We start from the raw sequence: 26,640 nt of genomic DNA on the forward strand, positions 1-26,640 counted from the left end.
GGACTGACGGGCAGGGTGGCGCCGCGCCCCACGCCGAGGCCGGAACGCCCGCGCCGCCGCGTCCCATGCCCACGCGGCGCGCCCAGACAGCCGCTCGGCCAGGCGCCGCGACCAGCGCCGCCGGCTAGGGCGGGGCATCTCATGGACATCCCGCTGCGCGGATCCGACCAGGAGGCATCCTTCGCCTTCGGCCCTTTCCTGCTGCTGCCGCGTCGCCAGTTGCTGCTCGCCGAGGGCCACCCCGTCCGCCTTGGCGGGCGGGCCTTCGAGCTTCTGCGGGTGATGGTCGAGCGCCCGGGCGAGCTGGTGACCAGTGAGGAGCTGATCGCCGCGGTCTGGCCTCGGCTGCACGTTCACGACGGCAACCTGAAGGTGACCGTCGCGAGCCTGCGCCGTGCCCTCGGCGACTATCCCGAGGCGCCGCGCTTCGTCGCCACCGTGGCCCGGCGCGGCTACCGGTTCGTCGCGCCCGTCACGGCCGGCGGCGCGCCCGCCCTTCCCCATCGCCTTGCCACGCCGCTTCCTGCCCTGAGCGCGCTGCCCCGCTCGCACCGCATCATCGGCCGCGCGCAGGAGGCCTCCGCCCTTCGGCGGCTGCTCGACGATGAAAGAGGGGTCACGATCGTCGGGCCAGGCGGCGTGGGGAAGACGGCGCTGGCCATCGAGGTGGCGCACGCCATCGGCCCGTCCTACCCGGGGGGCGTGCACTTTGTCGATCTGTCGCCCGTCGACGATCCGGTCTCGCTTCCGGCGGTGCTGCTCCAGGCGCTGGGATTGCCGGGCAACCCGGCCGACGCCCTCGCGAAGGTCCTCCAGCAGCTCCGCGCGGCGCCCACGCTGCTGCTGCTCGACAACTGCGAGCATCTGCAGCCCGCGGTGGCCATCTTCGCCGCCAAGTTCCTCGCCGGACGCGGCGCCTCGCGCCTGGTGGCCACCAGCCGGTTTCCGCTCGGCGCCCTCTCGGAGAGAGCGTTCACCGTCGAGCCGCTTCGCTACCCGGCCGGGGGCGAGGCGCCGGACTTGCGCCAAGCGCTGAGGTTCCCGGCCGTCGAGATGCTGGTCGGCCGCGCGGCGGACCTGACAGGCTATCGCTTCGTGGAGGAGGACTGCGCCGTCATCGCGCGGATCTGCCGGACGCTGGACGGGCTTCCGCTCGCGCTCGAGCTGGCCGCCGCGCAACTGGGCGTCCAGGGGCCGGACCGCCTGAGCGACACGCTCGACACCCAGCTCACCGTTCTCCGCCACTCGGACGGCGCGGTGCACTCCCGCCAGCGAACGCTGCAGGCCACCATGGACTGGAGCTACGGGCTGCTGTCCCGCGAGGAGGCGGCCCAGTTTCGGCTTGTCTCCGTCTTTCCCGACAGCTTCGACCAGGAGGACGCCGTGGCCGTGGCCGCCGCCACCGGCCTGGACGCGGCGGCCGTGGCCCGCTGCCTCGGCAGCCTCCTCGCCAAGTCGCTGCTGACGACGCTGACGACGCTGACGGGGCCGGCGGGGCTCCGCTTCCGGCTGCTGCACACCACGCGGCTCTACGCGGGCGAGCGGCGCCGGCGGGACCCGCAGGATGCCCTGATCCAGCGGTCCCACCTGCGCCGGGTGCTCGCCCTGTTCGAGCAGTCCGAGCGCGAATGGAGCTGGCGCGAGAGCGGTGAATGGGTGGCGCGTCACAGGGACCGGCTGCCCGACCTTCGCGCCGCGCTGTCCTGGGCCCTGGACGCGGGGAAGGAGCCCGGCCTCGGGGTTCGTCTCGCGGCGGCGGCGCTCCCCCTCTGGTTCGAGCTCTCGGCCCTGGCGGAAGCCCGCCGCTGGACCGACGCGGCGCTCGGCCACGCGCGGGCCGCGCCCTGCGACGGGCTGGCCCTGGCCAAGCTCGCCGACTTTCGGGCCTGGGTCATGGTCTACGAGGCCAGGCCGATGCACGAGGTCGAGGACGCCTGGCTCGTCGCGCTTCAGGCCGCGGAGCGCGCGCGACAGGCCGGCCAGCATCTCCGGGCGCTCGCGGCCCTCGCGCTCTACCTGATCCAGACCGGGCGCATCCGCCAGGGACTCACCCGCCTGGAGGAGTTCAGGGCGCTGTCCGCCACCATGGGGAACCCCTCGGTCCTGCCGGAGGGCGAGCGCGCCCTGGCCCTGGCCAAGGCCTATCGTGGCGATCTGCTCGGGAGCCGGGAAATCCTCGACCGGCTGGCGGCGGCGCACGCGCTGCCCGACCGGCGCTCGCGCATGGCGGGCTTTCAGGTTGATCGCTCCATCGGCATCGGCAGCTACCGGTCCCTGGTCCTGTGGCTGACAGGCAGCCCCGACCGGGCGGCATCCACCGCGCGAGCGGCCGTCGAGGCGGCCGGCACCCTGGGCCACCTCGTGTCGCAGTCCAACGCGCTCGGCCTGGCCGCGCTGCCCGTGGCACTGTGCCGCGGGGATGCGGCGGCGCTCGGGCGCGACACGGCGAGGCTGCGCGAGAACCTCGAGGTAGAGCACCTCGCCATCTGGGTTCCGGTGGAGCGCTTCCACGCGGCGGCCCTGGCGGAGATGCGGGACGAAGCCGGGGCGATCGACGCTTTAAGGGCGGCGGTCCGGGACCTGCTGCAGTCCGGCTACGGCGCGCGCATCGGACTGTCGCTCAGCGTCCTGGCCGAGGCGCTCGCCCGCCGGCAGCGGTTGGACGAGGCCAAGGCCACCCTCGAGGAGGCCTTCCGGCAGCAGGACCGGCAGGACCAGTGGTGGTGCCGACCCGAACTGCGGCGGATCGAGGCCGCCATCCATCGGGGCCGCGGGCAGCACCGACGCGCCGACACCCTTCTCCGCGACGCGATCGAGGAGGCCCGATCCATGGGCGCCACTGCCTTCGAGCTGCGGGCCGCGAACGACCTGGCGGCCCACGCCATCGACCAAGGGCGGTCGGCCGCCGCGACGGCCCTGCTCCTTCCCGTCTACCGACGTTTTACCGAGGGCTTCACGACGCGCGACCTTGCCGAAGCCGGTCGCCTCCTGGCCCGGGCCGGGGACGCCCGCCCGGGCCCTCCGGTCCCGCGCTTCCCCGCCGGCCAGGAGGAATGAACCACGGCGCCCGGATCGTGCCGGGCGCGTCAGCCTCCGCCGAGCGCACCCTCGGGCGGCGGCGGGTAGCGAACCACGTCCACCCGCATCTGCTGGTCACGCAGCCGCCACACGCGGGTCAGGCGGCGCGTGAGGGGCGAGATCGCCCAGATCAGCGCGACCGAGACGGCTCCGGAGGTCAGCGCGAGCCGGATTGCCCAGGGGAGCGTTGGGGCCACCCGGTCGAGCAAGGCGCTCAGGGCCAGCAGCAGCGGGTAGGTGAGGACCCAGGTCGAGGCGAGCACCTTCCACTTCGGCCCGGAGCCATCGCTGGGCACCGTCATCCGGACGATCGGCTCGCCGATGACGCAGAGCTCGCGCAGCGAATCGCGCTCCAGGGCCGCCACCATGCGCCGGTGGGCCGGCGAAGCCCTCCAGCGCCGCAGGTCCTCCTCGCCGGCGAACTGCGAGACCAGGAAGCTGAGCCCGTCGCCCTGCTGGATCAGCAGCGTTCCGACGTGGTGCGCTTCCTGGCCCGCCTCGAAGAAGGCGCGCTCGATGTCGCCGGCAATCGCGGCCTCCTGGCCACCCCGGGAGATGAGGGAGGTGACGGTCGTCAGCACGCGGGAGACCTTCCCGGCATCACGGCGCCATCTTCGCCAAGTGCCGCTCCTTGGCCTCGAGGAAGGTCCGCTTGACCGGGTCCAGCGCCTGGACGAACTCCAGCTGCTCGCCCTCCGGCCCCTTGCAGTAGATCAGCGACCACCCATCGGATTGGCCCTCGCGGATCTTGTTCGTGTTCGCGCTCACCGGGGCGCCGCGGCGCGCCTCCTCGGTGCGGGTCGTGATGACCCGGTTGGCCCGGACCTGCGTCATGCCCCGGTGCGCGCTCTCCGCCTCCAGGTCCGCGATGAAGCGGTCGAAGTCCACGTCGTCGCGAACATGAAAGCAAATGTGCATTGAGCGGGGGTAGGCCGGGCTCATCCGGTCGCGCGGCTCGGCGAAGCTACGGCCCTCGCCCTCGGGCTGGTCGGCGTTCCGGTACTGGAGGAGCTCGATGACGACGTTGTCGAACTGCACGAAGCGGACGTCGAGGCGCTGCGCCCCGCCGGCGAGGTCGGGCACGCCGATGGTCGCCGGCACGATGCCTTGCGCGGCGGCCCGGATCTCCTCGTCCGTCAGCAGCGTGTTGTGGATCGCCTCGCCCTGGAAGTCCCCGTCGCGCATCACCTCCGTGCCGCCGAGGACCTCCGTGTAGAACTCGAAGGCCCGGTTCATGTTCTGGACGGTGACGCCGAAGTGCTGCACGCCCTGCAAGCGGAAGCCCAGCGGCGCGCGGTCACGCGACGGCGCCGCGCCCGCCCCCTCCGCGCCGCTTGGACCGCGCGGGGTGATCGGGCGGGCGTGAGAGGGGATCGGCATGGACTTCATCCTGATCGGCTGGCGCCCCATCGGGGCGGCGGTGTGACGTGCATAGCCGTCCAACCGGATCGAGGGGCGTAAAATGGGGTAAATGCGCTTCATGGCGGCTCGCCCCGCGCGTTAGCCTTCCGGAGACCGCATCCGGGGCAGAACGAGAACAAGGTGAGACGCGGAACCGACAGCGGCTATCACCGCGCCGAGGCCTTCAGCGACGCTGTGATCGCGATCAGCGTCACGCTCATGGCCTACGAGCTCCTGGGAACGACGGGGGCAGAAACGAGTGATCCCCTGGGCGCGCTGAGGGCGGCCTGGCCCTCCTTCCTGGCCCTCGCAATGAGCTTCCTCGTGGTTGGCCAGATGTGGATTGTGCACCACAACCTTTGGCGCTTCGTGCGGGAGGTCGACCAGGGCATGCTCCTGCTCAACCTCGCCCTGCTGTTCTTCGTCGCCGTGCTACCCGTCGCGGCAAAGTTGCTGGCGGCCCATCTCAACGGCCCGCTGGCGCCGCTGCGCGTTGCCGCCGGGCTCTACGCCGCGGTCGCGCTCGGGCAGGCCCTGCTCTTCAACGCGGCGCTGCGCTGGGCCTGGTCGAAGCGCCTCTTCGACATGGGCCCCGAGCGCTACGCAGCCTTCCGCCGGCATTTTCTCATCGGGCCGGCCATCTACCTCGTCGCGTTCCTGCTGAACTTCGCCTCGCCCTATCTGAGCATCGCCTCCTATCTTGCGGTGCCCGTCGCCTACCTGGGCTTCGGCTTCGGCCGCGCGAAAGACGAGCCCTAGGCGGATCCGCTCAGAGCAACGCGAGGGCCGGCAGCGCGTGCAGGTGCTTCTCCAGGGTGATGGGATAGTCGCGCACCCGCAGCCCCGTCGCGTTGTAGACCGCGTTGGCGATCGCCGGCGCCGCCCCGCAGAGGCCGAGCTCGCCGATGCCCTTGGCCTTCATCGGGGAGGCCAGCGCGTCCGGATGATCGAGAAGGACGACGTCCAGGTGCGGGATGTCGGCGTGGACGGGCACCTCGTAGCCGGCCATGTCGTGGTTCACAAAGAAGCCACGCCGGGGGTCAACCGCCAGCTCCTCGATCAGCGCCGCCCCGAGCCCCATGGTCATCCCGCCGATCACCTGGCTACGGGCCGTGGCCGGGTTGAGGATGCGGCCGACGTCGCAGACGCAGAGCATGCGGCGGAGCCGGACCTCGCCGGTGAAGGCATCGACGCCCACCTCTGCGAACTGGGCGGCGAAGGTGGATTGCTGGTAGCGCTTCTCGAGGTCGCCGAACTCGATGCTGTCCTCGCCGGTGAGCCCGCCCCCGCGGGCCGCCTCCTGCAAGGGCACGACCTCGTTCCCCGACCGGACGGTGCCCCCGATGAACTCGCACCGGTCCCGCGGAAAGCCCAGGCGATCCGCGATCGCATCCCTCAGGGCAACGCAGGCGGCGAACACCCCGGAGGTCGCGTTGGCCGCGCCCCATTGCCCGCCTGAGCCCGCGGCGCGGGGGAAGTTGGAGTCGCCCAGCCGCACCTCGACCTCGGCCGCCGTGAGGCCCAGCATCTCCGCCGCGGTCTGCGCCACGATGGTGTAGGTGCCCGTGCCGATATCGGTCATGTCGGTCTCCACGATCAGGCCGCCTGACGCCTCCAGGCGCACCCGCGCCCCCGACCTCATGGCGATCGCGTTGCGGATGCCGCTGGCAACGCCCATCCCGACCAGCCACCGTCCCTCGCGCCTCTCCCCGGGGCGGGATCTCCGGGCCGACCAGCCGAAGCGGGCGGCACCGGTCCGGAGACATTCGACGAGATGGCGCTCGGAGAAGGGCCGGCTCGGGTTGTGCGGATCCACACGCGTGTCGTTCAGGACGCGGAATTCGACCGGATCCATGCCGAGCTTCTCGGCCATCTCGTCCATGGCCACCTCCAGCGCCATCAGCCCGGGCGCCTCGCCCGGCGCACGCATGAAGTTGCTCTCTGGCAGATCCATGGCGGCAAGCGTCATGCCGATCTCACGATTTGGCGCGGCGTAGAGGATCTTGGTCTGCGATGTCGCCATCTCCGCGCCCCCGAGCGGCAGGTTGCCGCTCAGGCCGCGGTGGGAAATCCCGGTCAGGACCCCGTCGGCACGGGCCGCCAGGCGCACGCGCTGGATCGTCGCTGAGCGATGGGTGCCGTTGTTGAAGATCAGCGCGCGCTGAAGCGCGAGCTTCACGGGCCGGCCCGCCGCCTTCGCCGCAAGGGCGGCCAGCACGACGTCGCTGCGGATGAAGAGCTTGGCGCCGAAGCCGCCACCGATATAAGGCGATACCACGCGAACCTTGTCCTGGCCCATCGACAAGGCCCTGGGCAGGTCGCGGATCGCCCAGTTGACCATCTGGTTCGCGGTCCACACGGTCAGGCGGTCTCCCTCCCATGCGGCCACCGTCGCGTGGGGCTCCATCTGCGCGTGGCTCTCATGCGGCGTCGTGTAGGTGCTGTCGATAGTGACCGCCGCCTGCTGGAACGCGGCCTCGAAGTCACCGACACGGTCAACATCTGGCGCGTCGGGACCGCCGTTCTCCCTGTCCGGCGCGGGCTTCGCGTTCCCGGCCTCGGCCGCGAGTACGAAGCGCCCGTCCTCCCTCTCGTAATCAACCTTCAGCAGCCGGGACGCGGCGCGGGCCTGCTCGAAGGTCTCCGCCACGACGACGGCGATCGCCTGATGGTAGTGCTCGATCATGTCACCACCGAAGAGCATGGCGGCGGAGAGGTCCGCGCGCGAGAGGGGAGCGTGGTCCAGCGTGGTCACAACGGCCAGAACGCCCGGCGCCGCGCGGGTGGCCGCCGCGTCAATCGCGCGCACGCGGCCCTTCGCCACGCCCGCGCCGAGGACGAATCCATAGGCCGGGTTGGTGACCGCGTCGTTCCGTTCGAAGGCATAGCGCGCCGCGCCGCTGACCTTCAGGGGGCCGTCGATGCGAAGCACGGGACGGCCGACGACGGTCCCGTTGTCGATCGGGTTGCCGGCGGCGGGCTGATCAAACAGCATCGGTTGTCCCCTTCGCTTCGGCGAGGACGGAGGCGAGCGCTCGCGCGGCCAGCGGGATCTTGAACGCGTTCTGCTCGGTGGGCGTGGCACCGGCGAAGGCGATGGAGACCACCGTCTCCGCCCCTTCGGCAAGGGCGTTCTCCGCCTTCTCCACTCGCCACGGCTTCGGCGCGACACCGCCAAAGGCGATGCGGCCCGTGCCGTCCTCCTGGATCACCGCGGCGACGGAAACGAGCGCGAACGCATAGGAGGCGCGGTCGCGAACCTTGCGGTAGATCTGCGTGCCGCCGATCGGCGGCGGCAGGAGCACGGCGGTGATCAGCTCATCGGGCGCCAACGCGGTCTCGATCTCCGGGGTGTCACCGGGAAGGCGGTGGAAATCGGCCACCGGGAGCGTCCGCGTCCGGCCGGCCGCGTCGACCGTCTCGACGGATGCGTCCAGCAGGCGCAGCGCGACAACGAGATCGCCGGGGTAGGTCGCGATGCAGGATGCACTGGTTCCGATCACCGCCAGCCCGCGCGAGACACCGCTCAGCGCCGAGCAGCCCGACCCGGGCAGGCGCTTATTGCAGGCTTGGTCAGTATCGTAGAAGTACGGGCAGCGGTTACGTTGCAGGAGGTTGCCAGCGGTGCTCGCCTTGTTGCGCAACTGTCCCGTCGCGCCCGACACGATTGCCCGGCTGATCACGCCGTAACCCCGCTTGATCCTACCGTGCGCGGCAAGGTCGGTGTTGGTCACCAGCGCTCCGATGCGCAGACCGCCGTCGGCGGTCTCCTCAATGCGGGAGAGATCGAGGTCGCGTATGTCGACGAGGTGGGACGGAACCTCGATCTCCAGCTTCATCAAGTCGAGCAGATTGGTCCCGCCCGCGATAAGCTTGGCGCTGGGCACCTGCGCCAGCGCCGCCGTGGCCTCCGCCATCGTGCCGGCGCGCTGGTAGGTGAAGGCCTTCATCGCGCTTCTCCGACGAACTGGGTGATGGCGTCCTGGATGTTGGAGTAGGCGCCGCAACGACAGATATTGCCGCTCATTCGCTCGCGCATCTCGGCCGGTGTCGGGCTTACGGAGGTTTCGAGCTCCGCCGTCACATGGCTGGGCACCCCACGGCGCAGCTCATCCAGGGCTCCCAGCGCCGAGCAGATCTGGCCAGGCGTGCAGTAGCCGCATTGAAAGCCGTCGTGCTCCAGGAAGCATTGCTGAAGAGGATGCAGATCGGCCGCGGTCCCAATGCCCTCGATTGTCGTCACCTCGTCGCCGACGTGCATGACGGCGAGGCTCAGGCAGGAGTTGATCCGGGTTCCATTCACAAGCACGGTGCAAGCACCGCACTGGCCCTGGTCGCAGCCCTTCTTCGTGCCCGTCAGGTCCAGGTGCTCCCGGAGGAAGTCCAGCAGCGTCGTCCGAAGATCGCCATCGAAGGCTCGTCCCTCCCCGTTCACCATGATCGCTCCCGCCTGTGCTCCGCTCTGGCATCGCGGCGAGGACGTCGGTTGGCCCGGCTTGACGGTCCGATCCTGCACGGGATGTCCTCCTCGACTGTTCTGCGTTTCACCCGAATTGTAGCGTTGCGGGGATCATGGCCGAGGTAAAATGCGGTAAATGGTTCCAGGGCTGCTTCTTCGTGTTGGCGAAATCACTGGTCTCAACTCGGGCAAGCGAACGTCACGCGTAGGCACAGTTGCATTTGAGTTATGTTCGTAGCCACGCGGCAACTCGCCAAGCCTTCCCGAGCAATGGGCCTGCGACCGCATCGGGTTTGACAAGTGCACGACGGGCTTTGAAGGTTGGAGGAACCGGAACGGAGGGGGCCAAGATGGAGCGGGTCGGGTTTGTTGGTCTCGGACGGATGGGGCGGCCGATGGCGGCTAACCTACGCCGCAAGCAGTTCGCTCTTTCGGTCTTCGACACGGTCCCTTCGGCCACAGAAGCACTTGAGGAACTGGGGGCAAGCCGAGCCCGCTCACGAGCCGATCTGGCCCGGACTTCCTCCGTCGTGCTGACGATGTTGCCGGGTCCTCGGGAAGTGCGCGAGGTCGTGCTCGGTCCAGACGGCCTGCTGACGCATCTCCATCCGGGATCGCTGGTTATCGATAGCTCCACGGTCGACCCCGCGACAAGCGACGCGCTGGCATCAGCTTGCGCGGAACGAGGCGTTGGTTTCGTGGACGCGCCAGTCGGGCGTCTGGCAAGCCATGCGGAGCGCGGCGAGAGTCTCTTCATGGTGGGGGCAAGCGACGCTGATTTCGCCCGGGCTCACCCGCTCCTCGCGGCGATGGGAAGCACCATCCATCACTGTGGACCGCCAGGCAGCGGCACCCGCATGAAGCTGGTGAACAATCATCTCGCCGTCCTGCTTTGCACGATCAATGCCGAGGCCCTCGCCTTGTCGACGCGCTTCGGGCTCGATCTGGAACGAACGCTTGAGGTGCTGCACGGGACCACCGCCACGAACGGCCAGCTGAAGGTAAACTGGCCTCAGAAGGTCCTTGCTGGTGACACGAGTCGCGGCTTTGCGATCGACCTGGCTCACAAGGATCTCACTCTCATCGTCGACGCCGGCAACGCGGAGCGCGTGCCGCTGCCCATGGCAGCGGCGGGACGGGAAACGCTCTCCTCCGCACGGGCGCGCGGCTTTGGGGGAAAGGATTTCTCGGCCTTGCTCGACGCGCAGTGCGACCTCTCCGCCTTGCCGCCGCCCAGATTGAAGGCTGGCACACCGCCCGGCTGAGGGTGGGATCCGACTTGGCGTCATCGGCTTGCCCACTGCTTGATGGCGGACGCCAAGCAGAGGCGACCCAACCACCGCCCAGAAGATAAAGAAGGCCAGGCATTGACGATGACCGCAGCCACTGAATCCGAAAAGCTGGAGAAGGCCCACCTATCCTGGCCAGGCGAGATCTACAACGTTCTTCGCAACCTGGAAGTGACCATTGCCGCCTATGTCCCCGACGGGGGCCATGCCGAGTTGATCCAGAGGTTGCACGACGATCCTGCGGTCACGGCGGTACCGCTGACGACCGAAGAGGAGGGAGTTGCCCTGGTCAGCGGCGCCTGGATGGGCGGAAAGCGGGGCGTGCTGCTGATGCAATCCAGCGGCGTTGGCAACTGCGTAAACATGCTCTCGCTCGTGAAGATCTGCCGCTTCCCGCTGCTCACCCTCGTGACCATGCGCGGTGAATGGGGTGAGTTTAACCCGTGGCAGGTTCCCATGGGATCGGCGACGCAAGAGGCGCTTGAAATCATGGACGTCAAGGTCTTCCGGACATCGGTCCCATCCGACGTGGCACCCACGGTGGAGGCGGCAGGGCAGATGGCGTTCCTCGGTGGAACACCCGCAGCGGTCCTCCTGTCCCAAAGACTGATTGGCGCCAAGGTTTTCGCGAAATGACCTACTCGAACACGGCGCGGACTGCTCCGCTCGACCGCCGGGCGGCCGTGCTCGGTATCGTCGAGGGCCGCCGAGACCTTCTTGCGGTCGCAAGCCTTGGCTCACCCACCTATGATCTGGCAGCGGCCGGCGACCACGAGCGGAATTTCTACCTTTGGGGAGCAATGGGTGGCGCCGCAACCTTCGGGCTTGGCTTGGCCCTCGCCCAGCCCGAGGTGCCGGTCCTCGTTCTCCTCGGCGATGGAGAGTGCCTGATGGGCTTGGGCGCCCTGGCGACCATCGCCGTCCAGCGCCCCTCCAACCTGTCGATTGTTGTCCTCGACAACGGCCTTTACGGCGAGACGGGTGCGCAGCGGAGCCACACGTCGGGTGGCTTGACCAAGCTGGACCAGGTTGCGCGGGCTTGCGGGATTTCCGAAACGATGTGCGTGGAAACGGAGGCACAGGTCAGGGAACTGGCGGAGAGGGTCAACCACCGTGGCGCAGGACCGCTGGTGGCCGTCGTCCGGATCAATGGTGAGGAGCAGCCCCGCTGCCTTCCCTCCCGTGACGGGGTGGCGTTGAAGACACGGATGCGCCACGCGCTCGGGCTGGAATCGATGTGAGGATGCGTCCGCCAGGATCCTGACGGGCTGAGTTCGCGCTGGTATCTTAGGCACGCTCCGCTGGTGGATGCGAAATTCCCATCCACCGCGAATGGTTCCTGGCGAATACAATCCTTTCGGTTCGGGCAGCGGCCGCTCGCCCGTAGCCCGGGTGCCGACGACGGCGATGCGTGCGCAGACGCGGCAGCGAAGAAGGACTGAACGGCGATTCGCTTGCGCGGGCAAGGTTTCCGTTTTCTACTCTAATCCAAGAAGAGTTCGAAGAAAGGAAGCGCTATGGACCGCCGCATGCTGCTCGGGAGCTCGGCCGCTCTTCTACCTTCTGCACTTGCCGCGCCCGCCGTTGCTCAATCGCTCCCAGAAATCCGCTGGCGGCTGACGTCCTCTTTCCCAAAAAGTCTCGACCTCCTGTCCTCGGCGCCCGAGAGCGCTGCGCGGCGAATCGCGGCGCTAACGGACAACCGCTTCCAGATCCGCATCTTCGCCGCGGGCGAGATCGTGGGTGGGCTACAGGCGCTCGACGCCGTGCAGACGGGAACGGTGGAGGCTGCGTTCACGGCGCCCTACTACTATGTCGGTAAGGACCCGACCTTTGCCTTCTTCTCCGTGCTGCCTTTCGGCCTTACGCAGCGACAGATGACCGCCTGGCTCCGGCATGGCGGGGGTCTCGATCTGGCGAATGAGCTTTTCAGGGGATACAACGTCATTGGTTTTCCGACCGGCGACACCGGCGCTCAGATGGGCGGTTGGTTCCGCAAGGAAATCCGCACCCCCGACGACTTCAAAGGCCTGAAGTTTCGGGTGGCTGGCCTGGCGGGCGAGGTTTTCGCGCGCATGGGGGCCGTGCCGATCCAGATCGCGGCCGGTGATATCTATCCATCCCTGGAGCGCGGCACGCTGGATGCGGTGGAATTCGTGGGCCCGCACGACGACGAGCGGCTCGGCTTCGCACGTGTCGCGCCTTACTACTACTATCCCGGCTTTTTTGAACCGAGCGCACGCCTGTTCACGATGGTGAACCTTCGTGCGTGGGAGGGCTTGCCGGAGCAGTACAAGCAAGCCTTCCAAGTCGCTTGCCTTGAACAAGAATCAGAATTGACCAGCCGGTATGACCATTCCAATCCACAGGCGCTCCGCCGCCTCGTGGCGGCAGGAACGCAGCTACGCGCCTATCCACGGCCCGTTCTTGAGGCCGCCTGGCGCTCGGCCAATGCTGTCTTCGAGGACGTTTCGCAGCGGAACGAAGGATTTCGAAAGGTTCTGGAATCCTATCGTCGGTACCGCGACGACGAGTTTACCTGGTTCCGAGTAGCCGAGAACTCTTACGACAACTTCGCCTTTACGGCGGCGCAGGTGGTGCGTTGAGTGGCCTTGGATAGCGGTCGCCCAATGGATCAGTTGCGGATAGACGGTCACGAGGAATGAATCTCAGTAGCCGATGAGGTGTTGGCTAAACCGTACAAGACAGGTTCCAGCCGCCAGCATCGTATCCCGAAGCAGCAGCCCCGGGGTACGAATTGGTCCTTCTACGAGGCAGGTTTGTGCGCCAGCGGCATCTCACCGCACGCTTCGCGGAGTAAGCCATCAAGTCACAGGGCATGACACATTCCGCCACACCCTTCATCGCAACGAGCAACGCCGCTTCGTCGTGGCGGGATATGGCGCAGGCGTCAGGAGTTGGCATTATGAACGTGGCGGCTATCCCCCACCAAGTCTGCATTCCGACCCGCTCCACCTCACCCTTCCAGCGATCCATTAACAAGATGCATGCCTTGGCTGTCGCGCGGGAGGCGGGTAGGTGGTGGTGACATCGTTGGACTCAAACCCCTGTTTCAGGCCTGAGGGTCGACCCAACCCTCCGACGCGGCGATAGGCCGCACAAGATCGCCCATACTCCGGCGCCCGCTCGCGCGCCGGATGACGGAGAGCTGTCCGCGTGCTTCAAGGATCGCGAAGCGAACCTCGCCGAGGTCTTCGAGACCCTGGCGGCGCAGGAGGGCGTGGAGGTCGGCGCGCGTCAGCCCGCAGGCGGCGAGGTCACGCTCCCGTACTTGAGCATCCACGACGAGGAGCCTGGGGGCCGGGTCCAGAAGGTGGCCGACAGAGGGCGAGGCGTGCAGGCGGGTGACGCACCAGTGGCCGGCGAGCACGGCCGCCAGCGTCGCAACGCCGGTGAGGTAGCTTGCGTCGTGCGCGTTCGGGATGCGGCCGACGATCGCGCCCACCGCGACCGCGGCGACGAAGTCGAAGGGCGACAGGTCAGCGAGGGTGCGGCGCGAACTGAAGCGCAGCCCGATGACGGCGCTGAGGTAGAGCAGCAACGCCTTGAGGGCGATCCAGCCCAACTCGTCCGCGCCGCCCAGCAGATGTTCCATCGCAACCCCTCCGTTCCACTTGGCGGCGCCCGGCCGAAGGTGAGCAGCCCCGGCGGGCTGCCCACGCTGTCCTCCTTCTGACAACGTCGCCCACCCCTGGACGGCTCTCCTTACCGGGGTTCTCTCACCTGAGAGCCCGAGGTCGTGAGCCGTGCCGCGCGCTGGTACACCCTGCTGTCGCTCGATGCCGGACGCGACATCCCTTATCCTGCTGAACGCCGGCGTTCAGCCTTTGGCTCCCCGTCGCTCGAGCCTTCACCGCCATTGGAAGCAGGAAGGACCTTCAACAAATGCAGCGTCGCACCTTCGTCGGACGTGCCCTGGGAGCACCCCTCCTCGCCGCGGCTGGGTTGCCCCAGGCGGTTTCAGCGCAGCAGTCCTCCCTTCCAGCCACCATCGCGCTCGTGGTGGGCGCCTCCCCCGGCGGCACGACGGATACTCTTGCCCGCGATGTCTCGGAGGTGCTGCGCGAGAAGCTCGGGCGCACCATCGCGGTGGAGAACCGCGCGGGCGCCGGTGGGAACGTGGCGGCCCAGTACGTCGCACGCTCGGCCCCCGATGGGGGAACGCTGCTGGTCGCCTTCACGAGCCACACCCTGAACGCCGCCATCATGCGCCAGGTACCCTACCGGCCGATCGAGGACTTCACCCCGGTCGCGCTGCTCGCCCAGCTGAGCGCCGCCGTGCTGGTGGTCGGCCCGAGCGTGCGGGAGGGAGACCTGGCTGGCTTTGTCGCGGCCGCGCGCGCCCAACCGGACCGGTACAGCTTCGCCATCGGCGGCGTCGGCAGCTCGCTGCACATGCAGACCGTGCTGTTCCGTTCGGCGCTCGGCCTGTCGGGCCCGGAAGTGCCGTTCCGCGGGACGGCGCCGGCGCTCGTGGACGTCGTCGCCGGGCATGTCGACGCGATGTTCGCGCCCCTGGATGTCGCCGGCCCGCTGCTGAGCGACGGAAAGGTCCGAGCGCTCGCCGTCACCTCGCGAAGCCGACTACCCTCCCGGCCCGACCTTCCGTCCCTGTCGGAGGCGGCCCCGCAGGTTCAGACGGCGGCGGCCTGGTTCGGCGTGCTCGGGCCCGCGGGCATGCCTCTCCCGGTCGTCGCCACCCTGAACGAGGCCATCCGCGCGGCGCTTCGCACGCCCCGGATCGTCGAGCGGATCGTGCACGCCGGCGGCGAGGTGCCCGACCTCACCCCGGCGCAGTTCGGCGAGTTCCTCGAGCGCGACCTTGCGCTCTGGATCGAGACCGCCCGGACGGGGAAGGTGGAGATCCAGTAGGGCCGTGCAATGGCCGGCCGTGTGTCGTCAGGTTGCCGAACAGGGCCGCGCCGATCGCCGGCCGACGCCTCCCTCAGGGATGACCGGCTCATCGACGCTCCGCCCCCCCTTCCGCGCGGCCCTGCTACGGGAAAGGGCTGCCCACGACGGGCAGCCCTCCCAACCCGGCAAGGCCGGGTTCCCGTCCCGTGGGAACCCGGCCCGCTCGCTCAGTGCGGACGGCACTCCTGGCAGGTCCTCGCCCGCGTCATCGGCGCCCGCGCGAGGTGGAGCTGGTAGAGCTGGTCCCCTGCCGCGATCCGCCCCGTGCTGCCGTTATTGTCCAGCATCTGCCAGCCCGGGCAGGAATTCCCGCTGCACGCCACACCGGTGTGGCGCCAGATCCGGCCCGTGTTGTGCACCTGGTAGAGCTGGTTGCCCGAGGCCACCAGGTTGATGGTTGCCGGGTTGTTGTCGAGCATCTGCCAGCCCGGGCAGGCGTTCCCGTTGCAGGCCGCGCCCGTGAAGCGCCAGATCCGGCCCGTGTTGTGCAGCTGGTAGAGGCTGCCCCCCGCGGCCACGATGCCGACCGTCGCGCCGTTGTTGTCGAGCATCTGCCAACCAGGGCAGGAGTTCCCGCTGCAGGCCGCGCCCGTGAAGCGCCAGATCCGCCCGCTGTCGTGAAGCTGGTAGAGCTGCGCGCCGTCGGCCACGATGCCGACCGTGGCGCCGTTGTTGTCCAGCATTTGCCAGCCCGGGCAGGAGTTCCCGTTGCAGGCCGTGCCCGTGAAGCGCCAGATCCGGCCCGTGTTGTGCAGCTGGTAGAGCTGGCCGCCGCCGGCGGCGAGCGCGACCGTCGCGCCGTTGTTGTCGAGCATCTGCCAGCCCGGGCAGGAGTTCCCGCTGCAGGGCGCCCCGGTGTGGCGCCAGATCCGCCCGCTGTCGTGCAGCTGGTAGAGCTGCCCGCCATCGGCCACGATGCCGACCGTGGCCCCGTTGTTGTCGAGCATCTGCCAGCCCGGGCAGGAGTTTCCGCTGCAAGGCGTCCCGGTGTGACGCCAGATGCGGCCGCTGTTGTGGAGTTGGTAGAGGTTCCCGGCGGAGGCCGCCAGCCGGACCGTCGCCGCGTTGTTGTCGAGAAGCTGCCAGCCCGGGCAGGAATTACCGCTGCAGGCCGTCCCGGTGTAGCGCCATACGAACCCTGCGGTCGAGGCCGGCGGGCGGTTCCGGAAGGCGGCGACGGTGGCCGCCGTCCCGTTCAGCACGCGCGCGTTGTCGTTCGTCGCCGCAGTGCCCATCGGCGTGCCGCCGTAGCTGACGTTCGGGTTGGACCAGTACTGCAGCCGCGTGCAGCCACCCGGGCAGGCATAGGCCATGATCGTGCGCCAGGCGGGCGACGGCGAGCGGTGCTGGAAGCCGTGGCCGTAGGCGTAGGGCGTCGCGGTGCTGTCGTTCGCCTCGTCGTGCCGGGCGCCCTGCAAGTGCCCGATCTCGTGCGCGAAGGAGTAGTAGCCGGTCGCGCAGTCGTAGTGGACGATCGCGAAGGCGGTGTTCGCGTTCGCCATGATGGCGTCGGCGAGGCCGCAATAGTCGGTCTTGTTGATGATCAGCACGGCCACGTCCGCCCCGACGTTGTTGCGCCGCGCGTTCACGCCCGCGTTCCCGGCGAAGTCGGCCAGGATCGTGTCGAAGCTGTTCGTCCCCTCCGTGTAGGCGTGCTGGAAGCTGTCGACCAGGTTGAGGCGGAGGTTGATACCGCTGTTCTGGTAGGACTGGTTCGCCTCCGCCACCGCGAGCTGGACGGTCGCGACGATGTCGCTGACGGCGGCGGCGGCGGAGGGTGTGTAGGCGACGAGGACGTCGATGACGGCCGGCGCGTCGGCCCGCTGCGTGTCCTGCTGTGCCGGCGCCGGCGCCGGGATGTCGCCGCGCTGCTGCCGCTGCTGGAAGCTCGGCGGGTGCTCGGGCGGGAAGCGCGACTCATCGATCTTGATGAGCGCGTGCACGCCGCCGCCGACGGGCTCGATCCGGTAGAGGCTGGCGCCGTCGTTGATCGTCCCGGTGACGTCCCCGTTGCGCACGACGAAGGTCGCCTGGCCGGGAACGCCGGGCGACCCGGCGGACCAGGTGAAGTCGGCACCGCCGCCCTCGCCCTGGCGGCGGCTGGACAGCGTGAGCGTCCGGGCGTCCGGCAGCGTCAGCCGCGCGTCGCCGCCGCGGAGCGCCTCCGGATCGATGCGGACAAGGTTGAGCGACTGCGTGGTCCGGCGCTGGCGAAGCTGGTCGATCCGCTGGGTCTGCGCGGGCGTCGCGTCGGTGAGCTGGTTCGCGGGCACGGGCGTGAAGAGCTCCCGTGGCTGCGCGAGGGCCGCGCCCGCCGGAAGCAGCCAGGCCGCCAGCAGAAGCAGCCCCCACAGGGGCGTGCGCCGTGCGGCTCGTCGGAACGGCGGGGCGGTCCGGCCCGTGGGCGAGACCCGCGCCGCGTGGCGGTGGTCGTCATGCGAGAGCAAACGCATCCTTGCCTCCTCCTGGGTTTTCCCGAGGAACGCACGGCGCCGACTTTGCCGGACGAGCCGGCCGTCGCTTCCCTCAGGGTGTCAACGCCATCCTGTCATCGGTGCGAACCGTCCTTCCCGCGCTTGCCGAATGCCGGCACGCGGAGGCTAGCACGGCCCGGAGCGAGGGTTTCAGGAAAGGAGGGCTCCGGGATGTTACCAAAGTCACGGGACCGAGCCGGCGGTCGTCGAACCGCACGCCCGCGCGGCAGCGCGCGCCGGACACCCCCCGACCAGGTGGCCAGGCCGGTGCCCCCCGGGGCGGGCGGGCCTAGTTCGTCAGGAAGGGATTGGCGGGACCGCGCCGCCGCGGCTCCTGCGGCGGGAACGCGCCGGCGAGATAGTCGACGATCAGCCGGCGCTCGTCGCCTTCCAGGGGCGGCATGCCGTGGCGTTCCGTCATCCAGTCCATCAGCTCGTCCCAGCGGTCCCGGGACAGGCGAGAGCGGCGGATGACCGCGGTGCCGTGGCAGGCGGTGCAGCGGTAGAAGGTGTCCTCGCGGCCATGCCCGTCCGGCAGGGCCTCGGGCGCCTCCGCCACCGGGTCGGTCGCGGCCGGCGGCGGCTGCGCGGCTGGGGAACCGCCCGGCAGCACCAACAGCGCGAGCGTCGCCGCGACGGCGGCGTTTCCCAAAGCCCGGCGGGAAGGACGGAACACCCCCCTCACCCGACCAGGATCGCCGCGCGGCTGATCGCGTTGCTGCCGTAGCCCTGCGGGTTCCAGTTGGCGGCGACGTGCGGCTGCATCATGCCGTCGCTGTCCGTGGCGCGGTACCAGACCTCGAAATAGCCGTCCGAGGGCAGGCTCACGCGCCCGGACCAGCGCTGCCAGGCGTGGCGGTTCGGCGGCCCGTCCGTCCGCATTTCCTGCCAAGTCGTGCCGAAGTCGACGGAGGCGTGCACCGCCCGCACGGTCCTGTCGCCGGCCCAGGCCTGCCCGCGAAGGTCCAGCCCTCGCGTGCCGGCCGGAAGGCGCGTCCCGTTCGCCAGGTTCGTCAGCACCGAGCGCACGGGCATGGATTCGAGGTCGCGAAAGCCGCTCCCGTCGTTGCGGCTCCCGGGCACGATGGGGGCCACGGGCACGCGGTAGCTCGTCCCGCCCATGCCCTGCCCGTCATGCGGCCGGTCCCGGACCAGGACGCGCGTCAGCCACTTCTGGCTGAGCGACCCCGGCCAGCCCGGGGTCACGAGACGCAGCGGCGCGCCGTGGATGAGCGGGATGGGCTGACCGTTCATACGGATCGCGACCAGCGTGTCCTCGTCCAGCGCCTTCTCCAGCCGCATCCCGCGGCTGATCGCCTGCCGCTCCGGGTCGCCCGAGAGATGCGGGTCCGCGCCGAAATGGCCCGTGAACTTCCCGCTCTCCTTCACCCCCGCGGCCTGCAGCAGGTCGCGCAGCCGCACGCCGGTCCACTCGGCGCAGGAGACGGCACCGTTACCCCACTGGTTGCCGCGGGTCTCCGGCGAGAAGAACGACCGGCCGTTGCCGCCGCACTCCAGCTGCAGGCGCCGCGTCACGAGCGGGAAGCGGCCGCTCCCGAGCTCGCCCACCGTCAGCTCAAGCGGCGTGTTCACCTCGCCGTCGAGGCGGAACCTCCAGCGCTGCGGATCGGCGGGCGCCTCCGGCACCTGGCCGTTGTTGCGGACGAACATCCGCTCCGCCGGGGTGACGTCGTCGTCGAGCAGCGTCTCCGGCGTCTCCGCGTTCAGCGGCCGCTCGCCCTGCAGGATCAGCGGCGCCTTGCCCTCGAGCTTGACCATGCGGGGCGCGTCGCCCACGGCCGCCGGCTGCGCGAGCGCCGCGGGCAGCAGCCCCGCCGGCAGGTGGCGGCCGAAGGGGATGGCGGCGCCGAGCGCGGCGCCCAGGGAGGCGAGGGCGGCGCCCTTCAGCGCCCCGCGGCGGCCCCAGAGGAGCGCGTCGGACCGCTCCGGGTCGTCCTGGTAGAGCTCGCGCAGCGAACGCTCGGGCCGGCCGATGAAGGGCATGGGCGCTCTGTCTCCTCTGCTTGTCTCGTTCGCCGGGTCGGGGCCGGGCATGGGCGTGGCGCGCGCGAAACAGGCGGCGCCTCGCGGGTGGAGCCTAGGCACGGCGTCCCGCGGTGCCAAGCCGGGCGCCCGGCCTGGCACCGGGGGGCAGGATTCAGGGACTGACGGCCACCGCCGCCGGCCGGCCCCGCAGCCGGACGACAATCCAGGCCGCGATGGCCAGGTTGAGCAGGTTCCAGCCCATGCCGTTCACCACCGCCCAGCGGTAGCTGAGCGTCGCGTCGAAGATCGCGCCCGAGAGCCAGCCGCCCAGCCCCATGCCGGCCAGCGTCGCGGACAGCACGAGGCTGACCCGCAGCCCGGCCTGGGCCGAGGGGAAGAACTGCCGGACCATGACCGCGTAGCTTGGCACGATGCCGCCCTGGAAGAGGCCGAAGACCGCGGAGAGGACGTAGAGCGCCGCAAGGCTGTCGAAGCGGAGGAACAGCGCCAGCGCCACCGCCTGCAGCCCCGAGCCGAGCAGCAGCATGACCGGCGCGCCGACCCGGTCGGTGATGGCGCCCGAGACGAGGCGGCTGACGACGCCGAAGCCGAGCATGAGCGACAGCATCTCCGCCCCGCGCGCCGGGCCGTAGCCGAGGTCGGTGCAGTAGGCCACGATGTGCACCTGCGGCATCGCCATCGCCACGCAGCAGGCGACGCCCGCCAGCATCAGCAGCGCCTGCAGCGCGTTCGGCGAGAGCCCGAGCCGCACCAGTCCGTCGGTCGCCCGCCCGTTGCCGCCGGCGGATTGCACCGGCGGCCGCCGCCGCAGGGCGAGCGCCAGCGGCAGCATGGTGACCACGCAGAACAGCCCGATGCCGACATGCGTCGCGCGCCAGCCATGGGCCGCGATGAAGTGCTGGAGGATCGGCGGCCAGACGGCGCCGGCGAAGTAGTTGCCGCTGGCGCAGAGCGCCACCGCGATGCCCCGCCGCCGCGTGAACCAGAAGGAGGTGTCCGCCACCAGCGGTCCGAAGACCGCGCAGCTGCCCAGCCCCCCGACCAGGAGCGCGTAGAGGATCCCGAACTGCCGGAGGTCGGAGACGAAGGCCGTGGCGACGTAGCCGGCGCCCAGCGCCAGCGCGCCGATCACCACTGGCACCACGACGCCGAAGCGGTCCGCCAGCCGCCCCATGCCCACGCCGCCCACCATGAAGGCGAGCATGGTGAGGGTGTAGGGCAGCGAGGCGTCGGCGCGCGCCACGCCGAACTCCGCCTGGAGCGCCGGAAGCGCGACCACGATGGACCAGAGCCCGATCCCGCCGATCGTCGCCAGGAGCACCGCCGCCACCAGGCGCCACCAGGCATAGGACGAGTCCGCCACGCTTTCCTTCGGCACCCTCTCTCCTTCCCGTCTCCGCCCCGCGGCTTCCGCGACGGGCACCCGCGCGGCCCGCGCCGCCCGGCCCGCCGTCAGCCCGGAACCAGCGCGATGCGCCGCTCGGCCGCGCCCTCCACGGCGGGGCGGCTGTAGAGCATCGGCACGTAGCCGCCCGTGCGCCAGGCCTCGAACAGGTCGCGGTAGTGCGGCGTCGAGGGATCCCCGGACTGGCCGGGCGTGTTGACCACGCGGCTGTTGTCCCAGGCGCCGACGTCCACGACCATCCGGAAGGAGGCCCCGGCCGTCAGCCGGAAGCTGCCCGGCGCGTAGGTCGCGGCGGAGACCGTGAAGCCGCTGCCCGCCTTGGGCATGGGCCCGACCCGGAAGCGAGCGCGCGTCGCCTCGTCCATCCAGGCGGCCATCGGGTGGTCGAACTGCACGGTGTGCACGCGCCCCCAGGCCCAGGCGTTCCGGTCGGCCCCCATCCGCGCCGCGGCATCGGCCAGGGCGGCGCGCAGGCTCTCCGCGAGGATGGCGTCGCGGCGCCCCGGCGGATCGGCGCCCAGCCGGGCGTCCGGCCTCTCCATCAGCTCCACCGCCGTGCGCACGTCGCCGGCGCCGACCACCGCCCGCAGCGGCTCGGGCACGGCCGCGGCCACGATGGCGGGGCGGAGGTGGCGCGTGGACCAGAGCTCCATCAGCGCGCCCTGCGGGCTCTCCTCGGTCAGGCGCCCGTCCCAGGCGCCGATCCAGGCGATCGCGTCCCGCAGGGCCGGGTCCTCCGTCCGCAGGCCGGCCAGCACCCGCTGGAGGCGGAGCCCGTGCTGGGAGACGACATCCATCTGCAACGCCTGCGCGTCCTCCACCCGCAGCCGCGGCGTGGCGGCCAGAACCTCCCGCGACCGCTCGAAGCGCGAGCGGTCCGACCATTCCCGGCCGATCAGCGCGGCCGGGTAGCCCTCGGGCAGGTTGTTCTCGTTGGAGGTGTTCACGAAGCCGGCCGGCGGGTTGACCGACGCCGGCATCTCGGAGCGGTCCAGGAAACCGTCCCACTCGTAGCGCCCGTCCCCCGGCACGGGCAGCAGCCCGTCCCAGTTCGGGCGCCGCGGCATCAGCCCGCCCGGCACCCAGGCGATGGTGCCGGCGGTATCGGCGTAGACCTGGTTCTCCGAGGGCGCGCCCCAGCGGTCCATGGCGCCGAGGAACTCGTCGACGTTGCGCGCCCTCGTGTAGTCCAGGCCGCCGAAATAGGGCGCCGTGCCGGGCTCCAGCCACACGCTGCGCACCGCCCAGGCCCGGTTGCGGTCCGCCTGCTCGAGCACGACGGGTCCGTGGCGCGTGAACTTCAGCGTCACCTCCCGCGGCGCCTCGCCGCGCACGGGAATGGCCTCGCGGACGACGCGCATCGACTCGTTCCGGCCGCGGTAGCGGTAGGTGCCCGGGTCGGCCGCGTCGGTCTCGTAGAAGAGGAGGTCCTCCTGGTCCATGGCGAAGATCGTCAGCCCGAAGGCGACCGTGCCGTTGTGCCCGATCGAGATCCCCGGCAGCGCCGGCTCCCCCGCGCCGATCACGTCCATCCCGGGCGCCGTGAGGTGAACCACGTAGCGCAGCGAGGGGGTACCGTGCGCCCGGTGCGGGTCGTTCGCGAGCAGCGGCCGGCCCGTCGCCGTGCGGCTCGCCGCCACGACCCAGTTGTTGGAGCCGATGGTGGAGAGTTCGTAGGGCTCGGCCTCGCCGAGGCGCCGCTCCCCCTCGCCGCCCGCGTCCGCCCGGCGCTCGGCCGAGGTGAAGGGCACGTTCCGCGTCGCCAGCTCGAAGACGTCGAGCACGTTCGCGGGCACGGCGCAGGGGTCCAGACCCTCCGGCACCACCGGCGCCGGGTCCGGCGGGTCCAGGCGCTGGCGGATCGTGTCCGTCGCGGCGTCCGCGCCGCACAGGACCTGGGCGCGCCGCAGCTCCGACTGCACGTTGCGCGTCAGCCCGTGGGAGCGGATGCGGACGACGTCCTCCGGCGCCCACTCGCCGGGCTCGTAGCCGAACTGGCGGAACTCCGCCGGCAGGCGCGCAGGATCGGCCCTGGCCCAGCGGATATAGGCGTTCACCCCCTCCGCGAAGCGCGTCGCCGCCCGGCGCGCGCCGTTGCCGTAGGAGAGCCATTCCGTCCGCATGTCGCCGCGGTAGAGGAACAGCCGCGCCGCCCGGTCCTGCTCGACATAGGCCGGGCCGAAGGCCTCGCTGACCAGGCCGAGGCCGCGCCGGCGCCAAAGGTCGATCTGCCAGAGGCGGTCGCGCGCCGCGTTGAAGCCCTGCGCGAAGTAGGCGTCGTCCTGGCTGGCGGCGGTGATGTGCGGGATGCCCCAGCGGTCCACGAGGATCTCGGCGGCGGAGCGCAGCCCAGGAACGGCGACGCGCTCCTCCGCGACCGCCGCCGGCGCGGCGGCGGGCAGCGCCTGCGCGAGGGCCGGCAGCGGCGCGGCGAGGAGAAGCGCCGTCGCCAGGCGCGCGCGTGCCGTGGGCCTCATCGTTTCCTCCGGTTTTGTTGGACGAAGCCTAGGCCACCTTCCCGCCGCCCGTCACCCTCCGCCCCGGTTGGTCGCGCTCCCGCAACCGTCCGGCCCTTCCAGGCGCGGGGACCGGCGCCTCTCGTCCCGCGCCAGCGCCGCCCCCGATGGCCTAGGGCGCGAGGCCGATCTCGCGGAGGAAGCTGGCCGCGCTGCGATACTCCTCCTCCAGCCGCGTCCCGAAGGCGGCCGCGCCGAGCGGCGGCGCGATCTGCCCGGTGCGCGCGGCCATCTCGCGGTACCCCGCGCTCCGCACCGCCTCCAGGCAGGCGCCCTCCAGCCGCTGCAGGAGGGCCGTGGGCACGCCGCGCGGCGCCATGATGCCGCCGAAGCCTCGCCACTCCACGGGCTGGCCGAGCTCCTTGAGCGTCGGCACCTCGGGCAGCGCCGGCTGCCGCTCGTCGGCGACGACCGCCAGCACGCGCAGGTCGGTCCCCCGCACCGTGGCGAAGGTCGACATGGAGAAGGCCAGGGCGCCCGACTGCGTGTCGAGGATCATCTGCGGCGAGTTGCGGTAGGGCACGTGGGTCATGCGCAGCCCGTTGCGGCGCGACAGCTCGAGCGCGACGAGGTTGCCGACCGTGCCCGGCCCCGCGTCGCCCCAGGAGAGCGCGTCCGGCCGTGCCCGCGCCGCCGCGACGAGGTCGGGAAGCGCGCGGAAAGGCGAGCTCGCCGGGACGGCGACGACGAAGATGTTCTCGAAGGTCTGGCAGACCGGCTCCAGCGCGCCCCAGGCGTAAGGCAGGCCGCGCACGAGGAAGGGCAGCGTCGTCACCATGCCCGAGGGACCGAAGTAGAGCGTCGCCCCGTCCGGCTTCGCCGCCGCCGTCGCCGCCGCGCCGACCGCGCCGCCGCCGCCGTCGCGGTTCAGCACCACCACGGAGGCGCCGCCGCCCAGCGACGCGCGCAGCGCCTCCGCGAAGGGCCGGGCCATGATGTCCACGACGCTGCCGGCGGAGAAGGGGACGATGAGCGTCACGGCCCGCGGCACGCCCTCCTGCGCCCGCGCCGCGCGGGCGGCGAACGCGGCCATCCCGGCGATGCCGAGGGTCCTGCGCGTGATCATGCCTGTCTCCTCCCCAAGGCCCCTCGCGGGGCGCTCCGTTCCGGTCATCGGGCCGGCTCGATGGCCCGCAGAAGCTCCGCCTTCTCCGCGACGTCCCGCGCCAGCCGCGCGGCGAAGGCGGCGGCGCCGGCGTGGTAGGCGTCCGGCTGCAGCGCCCGCCGGGCGGCCGCGCGGTAGCCCTCCTCCGCGGCCACCGCCGCGCAGGCGGCCTCCAGCAGCGCGACACGCTCCGCCGGCGTGCCCGCGGGCGCCATCAGCCCGCCGAAGCTGGTGGGGGCGACGTCGAAGCCCTGCTCCGCCGCGGTCGGCACCTCCGGGAAGGCGGGGTTGCGCGCCGTGTCGAAGACGGCGAGCAGTCGCATGTCCGTGCGCCCGGAGGCGGAGCCGAGCACGATGGCCGCGAAGTCGATCCGCCCGGCCAGCGCGTCCGTCATGACGGCGCCGTCGCCGCGGTAGGGCACGTGCGTCATCTCGATCCTTGCCGCGCGCGCCCATTGCAGGATCGCGAGGTGCGGGATGGAGGCGATGCCGAGCGAGCCGTAGGTCACGGCCCCCGGCGCGGCCCGGGCCGCGGCGACGAGGTCCGCCAGGCCGCGCAGCGGCGAATCCGCCCGCACCGCGATCGCCTGGGCGTTGGCGAACATCTGGCAGACCGGGCGGAGCGAGTCCGGCCGCAAGCCCGAGTTGGGCTGGGTCACCGGCAGCACCGACAGCACGAGGGCCGGCACGAAGGCCAGCGTGTACCCGTCCGCCGCCGCGCGGGCGACGCCGAGCGTGCCGACCGCCCCCGCCGCGCCGTCCCGGTTCACGACCACCACGGGCTGGCCGAGCCGCGCCTGCAGCCCCGCCGCCAGGGCGCGCGCCATGAGGTCCGTGGCGCCCCCGGCCGGGTAGGGGTTCACCACCTGGAGCGGGCGGGAGGGAAAGGCCTCCTGCGCGCAGGCCAGGTGCGGCGCCGCCAGCATCGCGGCAAGGGCGCGTCGTCCGATCATCCTTCTCCCCGTCCCGTCACGCGGTCCCACGTTCCTACTCCTGCGCGATCACGGCGTCGGCCCAGGCGCAGCCCGAGCTGAAGGGGCCGGGCCTCGGGTCCGGCGCGCGCACGCCGCGGCGGGCGGCGTCCATCGCGATCTCGCGCATCCGCGCCCGCCCCTCCTCCGGCAGGTGGAAGCGCTCGTGCCCCCAGAGGGTCGGGCCGTCGAAGGTCTCGTGCGCCCGCCAGGTCGCCGGGTCGATCACGCGCGCCCCCCAGCCGTACTCGACGAAGAAGCCGGACGGCGTGGTGGCGTAGAAGGAGGTCATGTGGTCGTTGGTGTGGCGGCCCAGCCCGAAGGCCAGCCGCCCCTCCTCCGTGCGCGCGAGGTCGTGCCCCTGCCCCACGTCGTCGAGCGCGCCGAGCTCCACCATGAAGTGGTGCAGGCCAGAGCGGCCGGAGCCCACCATCGCGAAGGAATGGTGCCGCCCGTTCATGTGGAAGAAGTAGAGGGGGTAGGGATGGCGCGACCAGTCCGTCACGGCGAAGCCGAGCACGTCGCGATAGAAGGGGATGAGCGCGTCCGCGTCCGCCACGTGCAACACCGCGTGGCCCATGCCGAGCGGCCCCGTGCGGAACCCCGTGATCGCGCGGCCGGGCACGAAGGGGCCGTCCGCCCGCACGGGGCCGTGGAAGGCCTCCAGCCGCGTGCCCTGCGGGTCCTGGAAGAGGATGAGGTCCGCCACCTGCCGCTCGGCGGCCAGCGCGCGCGACCCGCGCGCGACAGGCGTGCCCGCCGCCTCCAGCCGTGCCGCTAGGGCGTCGAGGGCCGCGGCGTCCTCCACCTCCCACCCGATCGTCGCGGGGGCGGCGCGGTCCGAGACGAGGAGGCGCTGGCTCCGGTCGTCCATGCGGAAGGCCCGCAGGCCGCCGCCGCGGTCCACGGCCTGCATGCCCAGCAGGCGCGTCGCGAAGTCGTCCCAGTCCGCGAGCCGGTCCGAGCCGATCACCATGTAGCCGAGCGACTGGATCGCCAT

Annotated in this window: 21 protein-coding genes; 7 read left to right on the forward strand and 14 right to left on the reverse strand. The window is 71.1% G+C overall.

What is annotated here, in order from left to right:
- Positions 1 to 141 precede the first annotated feature (141 nt).
- Entirely contained in the window at positions 142 to 3,057 is a 2,916-nt protein-coding gene (locus tag EAH89_RS05245; RefSeq protein ID WP_140881742.1) for an ATP-binding protein, read from the forward strand.
- Positions 3,058 to 3,086: 29 nt separating this feature from the next.
- Here the strand turns inward: EAH89_RS05245 and EAH89_RS05250 are convergent, their stop codons facing one another.
- Positions 3,087 to 3,659 (reverse strand): hypothetical protein, encoded by a 573-nt coding sequence (locus EAH89_RS05250; protein WP_140881743.1) that lies wholly within the window; start codon positions 3,657 to 3,659, stop codon positions 3,087 to 3,089.
- Positions 3,660 to 3,678: 19 nt separating this feature from the next.
- Positions 3,679 to 4,458 carry a VOC family protein gene (locus EAH89_RS05255; protein WP_206667455.1) on the reverse strand — a complete coding sequence of 260 codons (780 nt, stop codon included), beginning with the start codon at positions 4,456 to 4,458 and terminating at the stop codon, positions 3,679 to 3,681.
- 162 nt (positions 4,459 to 4,620) lie between these two features.
- On the opposite strand from EAH89_RS05255, the gene EAH89_RS05260 reads away from it, so the two are divergent.
- Positions 4,621 to 5,238: a TMEM175 family protein gene (locus EAH89_RS05260; protein ID WP_140881744.1), complete on the forward strand. Its 618-nt coding sequence runs from the start codon at positions 4,621 to 4,623 to the stop codon at positions 5,236 to 5,238.
- Positions 5,239 to 5,248: 10 nt separating this feature from the next.
- On the opposite strand, the gene paoC is transcribed toward EAH89_RS05260, so the two are convergent.
- From paoC to EAH89_RS05275, 3 genes are read right to left on the reverse strand one after another with little or no spacing between them, the layout of a single operon-like run.
- Positions 5,249 to 7,474 carry an aldehyde oxidoreductase molybdenum-binding subunit PaoC gene (gene paoC, locus EAH89_RS05265; protein ID WP_140881745.1) on the reverse strand — a complete coding sequence of 742 codons (2,226 nt, stop codon included), beginning with the start codon at positions 7,472 to 7,474 and terminating at the stop codon, positions 5,249 to 5,251.
- On the reverse strand, positions 7,464 to 8,429 hold the full coding sequence (locus tag EAH89_RS05270; RefSeq protein ID WP_140881746.1) for an FAD binding domain-containing protein: 966 nt from the start codon (positions 8,427 to 8,429) through the stop codon (positions 7,464 to 7,466). Before EAH89_RS05270 ends, paoC begins: the two co-directional genes overlap by 11 nt.
- Complete coding sequence (locus EAH89_RS05275) at positions 8,426 to 8,917, reverse strand: 2Fe-2S iron-sulfur cluster-binding protein (protein WP_140881747.1); 492 nt, start codon at positions 8,915 to 8,917, stop codon at positions 8,426 to 8,428. The genes EAH89_RS05270 and EAH89_RS05275 overlap by 4 nt, the downstream gene beginning before the upstream one ends.
- A 371-nt stretch (positions 8,918 to 9,288) precedes the next feature.
- Between EAH89_RS05275 and EAH89_RS05280 the strand changes: the two genes are divergently transcribed.
- The 4 genes from EAH89_RS05280 to EAH89_RS05295 all read left to right on the forward strand — a co-directional run bounded on the left by EAH89_RS05280 (position 9,289) and on the right by EAH89_RS05295 (position 12,833).
- Positions 9,289 to 10,203, forward strand: coding sequence for an NAD(P)-dependent oxidoreductase (locus EAH89_RS05280; protein ID WP_140881748.1), 915 nt, complete (start codon positions 9,289 to 9,291; stop codon positions 10,201 to 10,203).
- A gap of 108 nt (positions 10,204 to 10,311) precedes the next feature.
- Positions 10,312 to 10,863, forward strand: a complete 552-nt coding sequence (locus EAH89_RS05285; protein ID WP_140881749.1) for a thiamine pyrophosphate-binding protein — start codon at positions 10,312 to 10,314, stop codon at positions 10,861 to 10,863.
- On the forward strand, positions 10,860 to 11,468 hold the full coding sequence (locus EAH89_RS05290; RefSeq protein WP_140881750.1) for a thiamine pyrophosphate-dependent enzyme: 609 nt from the start codon (positions 10,860 to 10,862) through the stop codon (positions 11,466 to 11,468). Before EAH89_RS05285 ends, EAH89_RS05290 begins: the two co-directional genes overlap by 4 nt.
- A gap of 276 nt (positions 11,469 to 11,744) precedes the next feature.
- Complete coding sequence (locus EAH89_RS05295) at positions 11,745 to 12,833, forward strand: TRAP transporter substrate-binding protein (RefSeq protein WP_140881751.1); 1,089 nt, start codon at positions 11,745 to 11,747, stop codon at positions 12,831 to 12,833.
- Positions 12,834 to 13,300: 467 nt separating this feature from the next.
- Here the strand turns inward: EAH89_RS05295 and EAH89_RS05300 are convergent, their stop codons facing one another.
- Complete coding sequence (locus EAH89_RS05300) at positions 13,301 to 13,843, reverse strand: DUF421 domain-containing protein (RefSeq protein WP_140881752.1); 543 nt, start codon at positions 13,841 to 13,843, stop codon at positions 13,301 to 13,303.
- Between the two features lie 290 nt (positions 13,844 to 14,133).
- Between EAH89_RS05300 and EAH89_RS05305 the strand changes: the two genes are divergently transcribed.
- Positions 14,134 to 15,120 (forward strand): Bug family tripartite tricarboxylate transporter substrate binding protein, encoded by a 987-nt coding sequence (locus EAH89_RS05305; RefSeq protein WP_140881753.1) that lies wholly within the window; start codon positions 14,134 to 14,136, stop codon positions 15,118 to 15,120.
- Between the two features lie 209 nt (positions 15,121 to 15,329).
- On the opposite strand, the gene EAH89_RS05310 is transcribed toward EAH89_RS05305, so the two are convergent.
- The 8 genes from EAH89_RS05310 to EAH89_RS05345 all read right to left on the reverse strand — a co-directional run bounded on the left by EAH89_RS05310 (position 15,330) and on the right by EAH89_RS05345 (position 26,640).
- A complete protein-coding gene (locus EAH89_RS05310; RefSeq protein WP_140881754.1) occupies positions 15,330 to 17,615 on the reverse strand; it encodes a M12 family metallo-peptidase in 2,286 nt (761 codons plus the stop codon).
- Positions 17,616 to 17,925: 310 nt separating this feature from the next.
- A complete protein-coding gene (locus tag EAH89_RS05315; protein ID WP_140881755.1) occupies positions 17,926 to 18,312 on the reverse strand; it encodes a hypothetical protein in 387 nt (128 codons plus the stop codon).
- A gap of 5 nt (positions 18,313 to 18,317) precedes the next feature.
- Entirely contained in the window at positions 18,318 to 19,640 is a 1,323-nt protein-coding gene (locus EAH89_RS05320; RefSeq protein WP_140881756.1) for a sulfite oxidase, read from the reverse strand.
- 154 nt (positions 19,641 to 19,794) lie between these two features.
- On the reverse strand, positions 19,795 to 21,021 hold the full coding sequence (locus EAH89_RS05325; protein WP_140881757.1) for an MFS transporter: 1,227 nt from the start codon (positions 21,019 to 21,021) through the stop codon (positions 19,795 to 19,797).
- Between the two features lie 74 nt (positions 21,022 to 21,095).
- Positions 21,096 to 23,525, reverse strand: coding sequence for a penicillin acylase family protein (locus EAH89_RS05330; RefSeq protein WP_140881758.1), 2,430 nt, complete (start codon positions 23,523 to 23,525; stop codon positions 21,096 to 21,098).
- Between the two features lie 151 nt (positions 23,526 to 23,676).
- The gene (locus EAH89_RS05335; RefSeq protein ID WP_161993486.1) at positions 23,677 to 24,630 is read right to left on the reverse strand and encodes a tripartite tricarboxylate transporter substrate binding protein; all 954 of its coding nucleotides are present in this window, start codon (positions 24,628 to 24,630) and stop codon (positions 23,677 to 23,679) included.
- Positions 24,631 to 24,674: 44 nt separating this feature from the next.
- Positions 24,675 to 25,622: a tripartite tricarboxylate transporter substrate binding protein gene (locus tag EAH89_RS05340; RefSeq protein ID WP_140881760.1), complete on the reverse strand. Its 948-nt coding sequence runs from the start codon at positions 25,620 to 25,622 to the stop codon at positions 24,675 to 24,677.
- Positions 25,623 to 25,656: 34 nt separating this feature from the next.
- Positions 25,657 to 26,640 carry a VOC family protein gene (locus EAH89_RS05345; RefSeq protein WP_140881761.1) on the reverse strand — a complete coding sequence of 328 codons (984 nt, stop codon included), beginning with the start codon at positions 26,638 to 26,640 and terminating at the stop codon, positions 25,657 to 25,659.

This window comes from Muricoccus nepalensis (assembly GCF_006438825.1).
GTDB lineage: Bacteria > Pseudomonadota > Alphaproteobacteria > Acetobacterales > Acetobacteraceae > Roseomonas > Roseomonas nepalensis.

Bases quoted from the DNA above. Each gene is read 5' to 3' on its own strand.
- EAH89_RS05270 (WP_140881746.1), bottom strand. From the start codon at position 8,429: ATGAAGGCCTTCACCTACCAGCGCGCCGGCACGATGGCGGAGGCCACG.
- EAH89_RS05275 (WP_140881747.1), bottom strand. From the start codon at position 8,917: ATGGTGAACGGGGAGGGACGAGCCTTCGATGGCGATCTTCGGACGACG.
- EAH89_RS05245 (WP_140881742.1), top strand. From the start codon at position 142: ATGGACATCCCGCTGCGCGGATCCGACCAGGAGGCATCCTTCGCCTTC.
- EAH89_RS05320 (WP_140881756.1), bottom strand. From the start codon at position 19,640: ATGCCCTTCATCGGCCGGCCCGAGCGTTCGCTGCGCGAGCTCTACCAG.
- EAH89_RS05300 (WP_140881752.1), bottom strand. From the start codon at position 13,843: ATGGAACATCTGCTGGGCGGCGCGGACGAGTTGGGCTGGATCGCCCTC.
- EAH89_RS05310 (WP_140881754.1), bottom strand. From the start codon at position 17,615: ATGCGTTTGCTCTCGCATGACGACCACCGCCACGCGGCGCGGGTCTCG.
- EAH89_RS05335 (WP_161993486.1), bottom strand. From the start codon at position 24,630: ATGATCACGCGCAGGACCCTCGGCATCGCCGGGATGGCCGCGTTCGCC.
- EAH89_RS05280 (WP_140881748.1), top strand. From the start codon at position 9,289: ATGGAGCGGGTCGGGTTTGTTGGTCTCGGACGGATGGGGCGGCCGATG.
- EAH89_RS05345 (WP_140881761.1), bottom strand. From the start codon at position 26,640: ATGGCGATCCAGTCGCTCGGCTACATGGTGATCGGCTCGGACCGGCTC.
- EAH89_RS05255 (WP_206667455.1), bottom strand. From the start codon at position 4,458: ATGCCGATCCCCTCTCACGCCCGCCCGATCACCCCGCGCGGTCCAAGC.
- EAH89_RS05340 (WP_140881760.1), bottom strand. From the start codon at position 25,622: ATGATCGGACGACGCGCCCTTGCCGCGATGCTGGCGGCGCCGCACCTG.
- EAH89_RS05295 (WP_140881751.1), top strand. From the start codon at position 11,745: ATGGACCGCCGCATGCTGCTCGGGAGCTCGGCCGCTCTTCTACCTTCT.
- paoC (WP_140881745.1), bottom strand. From the start codon at position 7,474: ATGCTGTTTGATCAGCCCGCCGCCGGCAACCCGATCGACAACGGGACC.
- EAH89_RS05290 (WP_140881750.1), top strand. From the start codon at position 10,860: ATGACCTACTCGAACACGGCGCGGACTGCTCCGCTCGACCGCCGGGCG.
- EAH89_RS05285 (WP_140881749.1), top strand. From the start codon at position 10,312: ATGACCGCAGCCACTGAATCCGAAAAGCTGGAGAAGGCCCACCTATCC.
- EAH89_RS05330 (WP_140881758.1), bottom strand. From the start codon at position 23,525: ATGAGGCCCACGGCACGCGCGCGCCTGGCGACGGCGCTTCTCCTCGCC.
- EAH89_RS05305 (WP_140881753.1), top strand. From the start codon at position 14,134: ATGCAGCGTCGCACCTTCGTCGGACGTGCCCTGGGAGCACCCCTCCTC.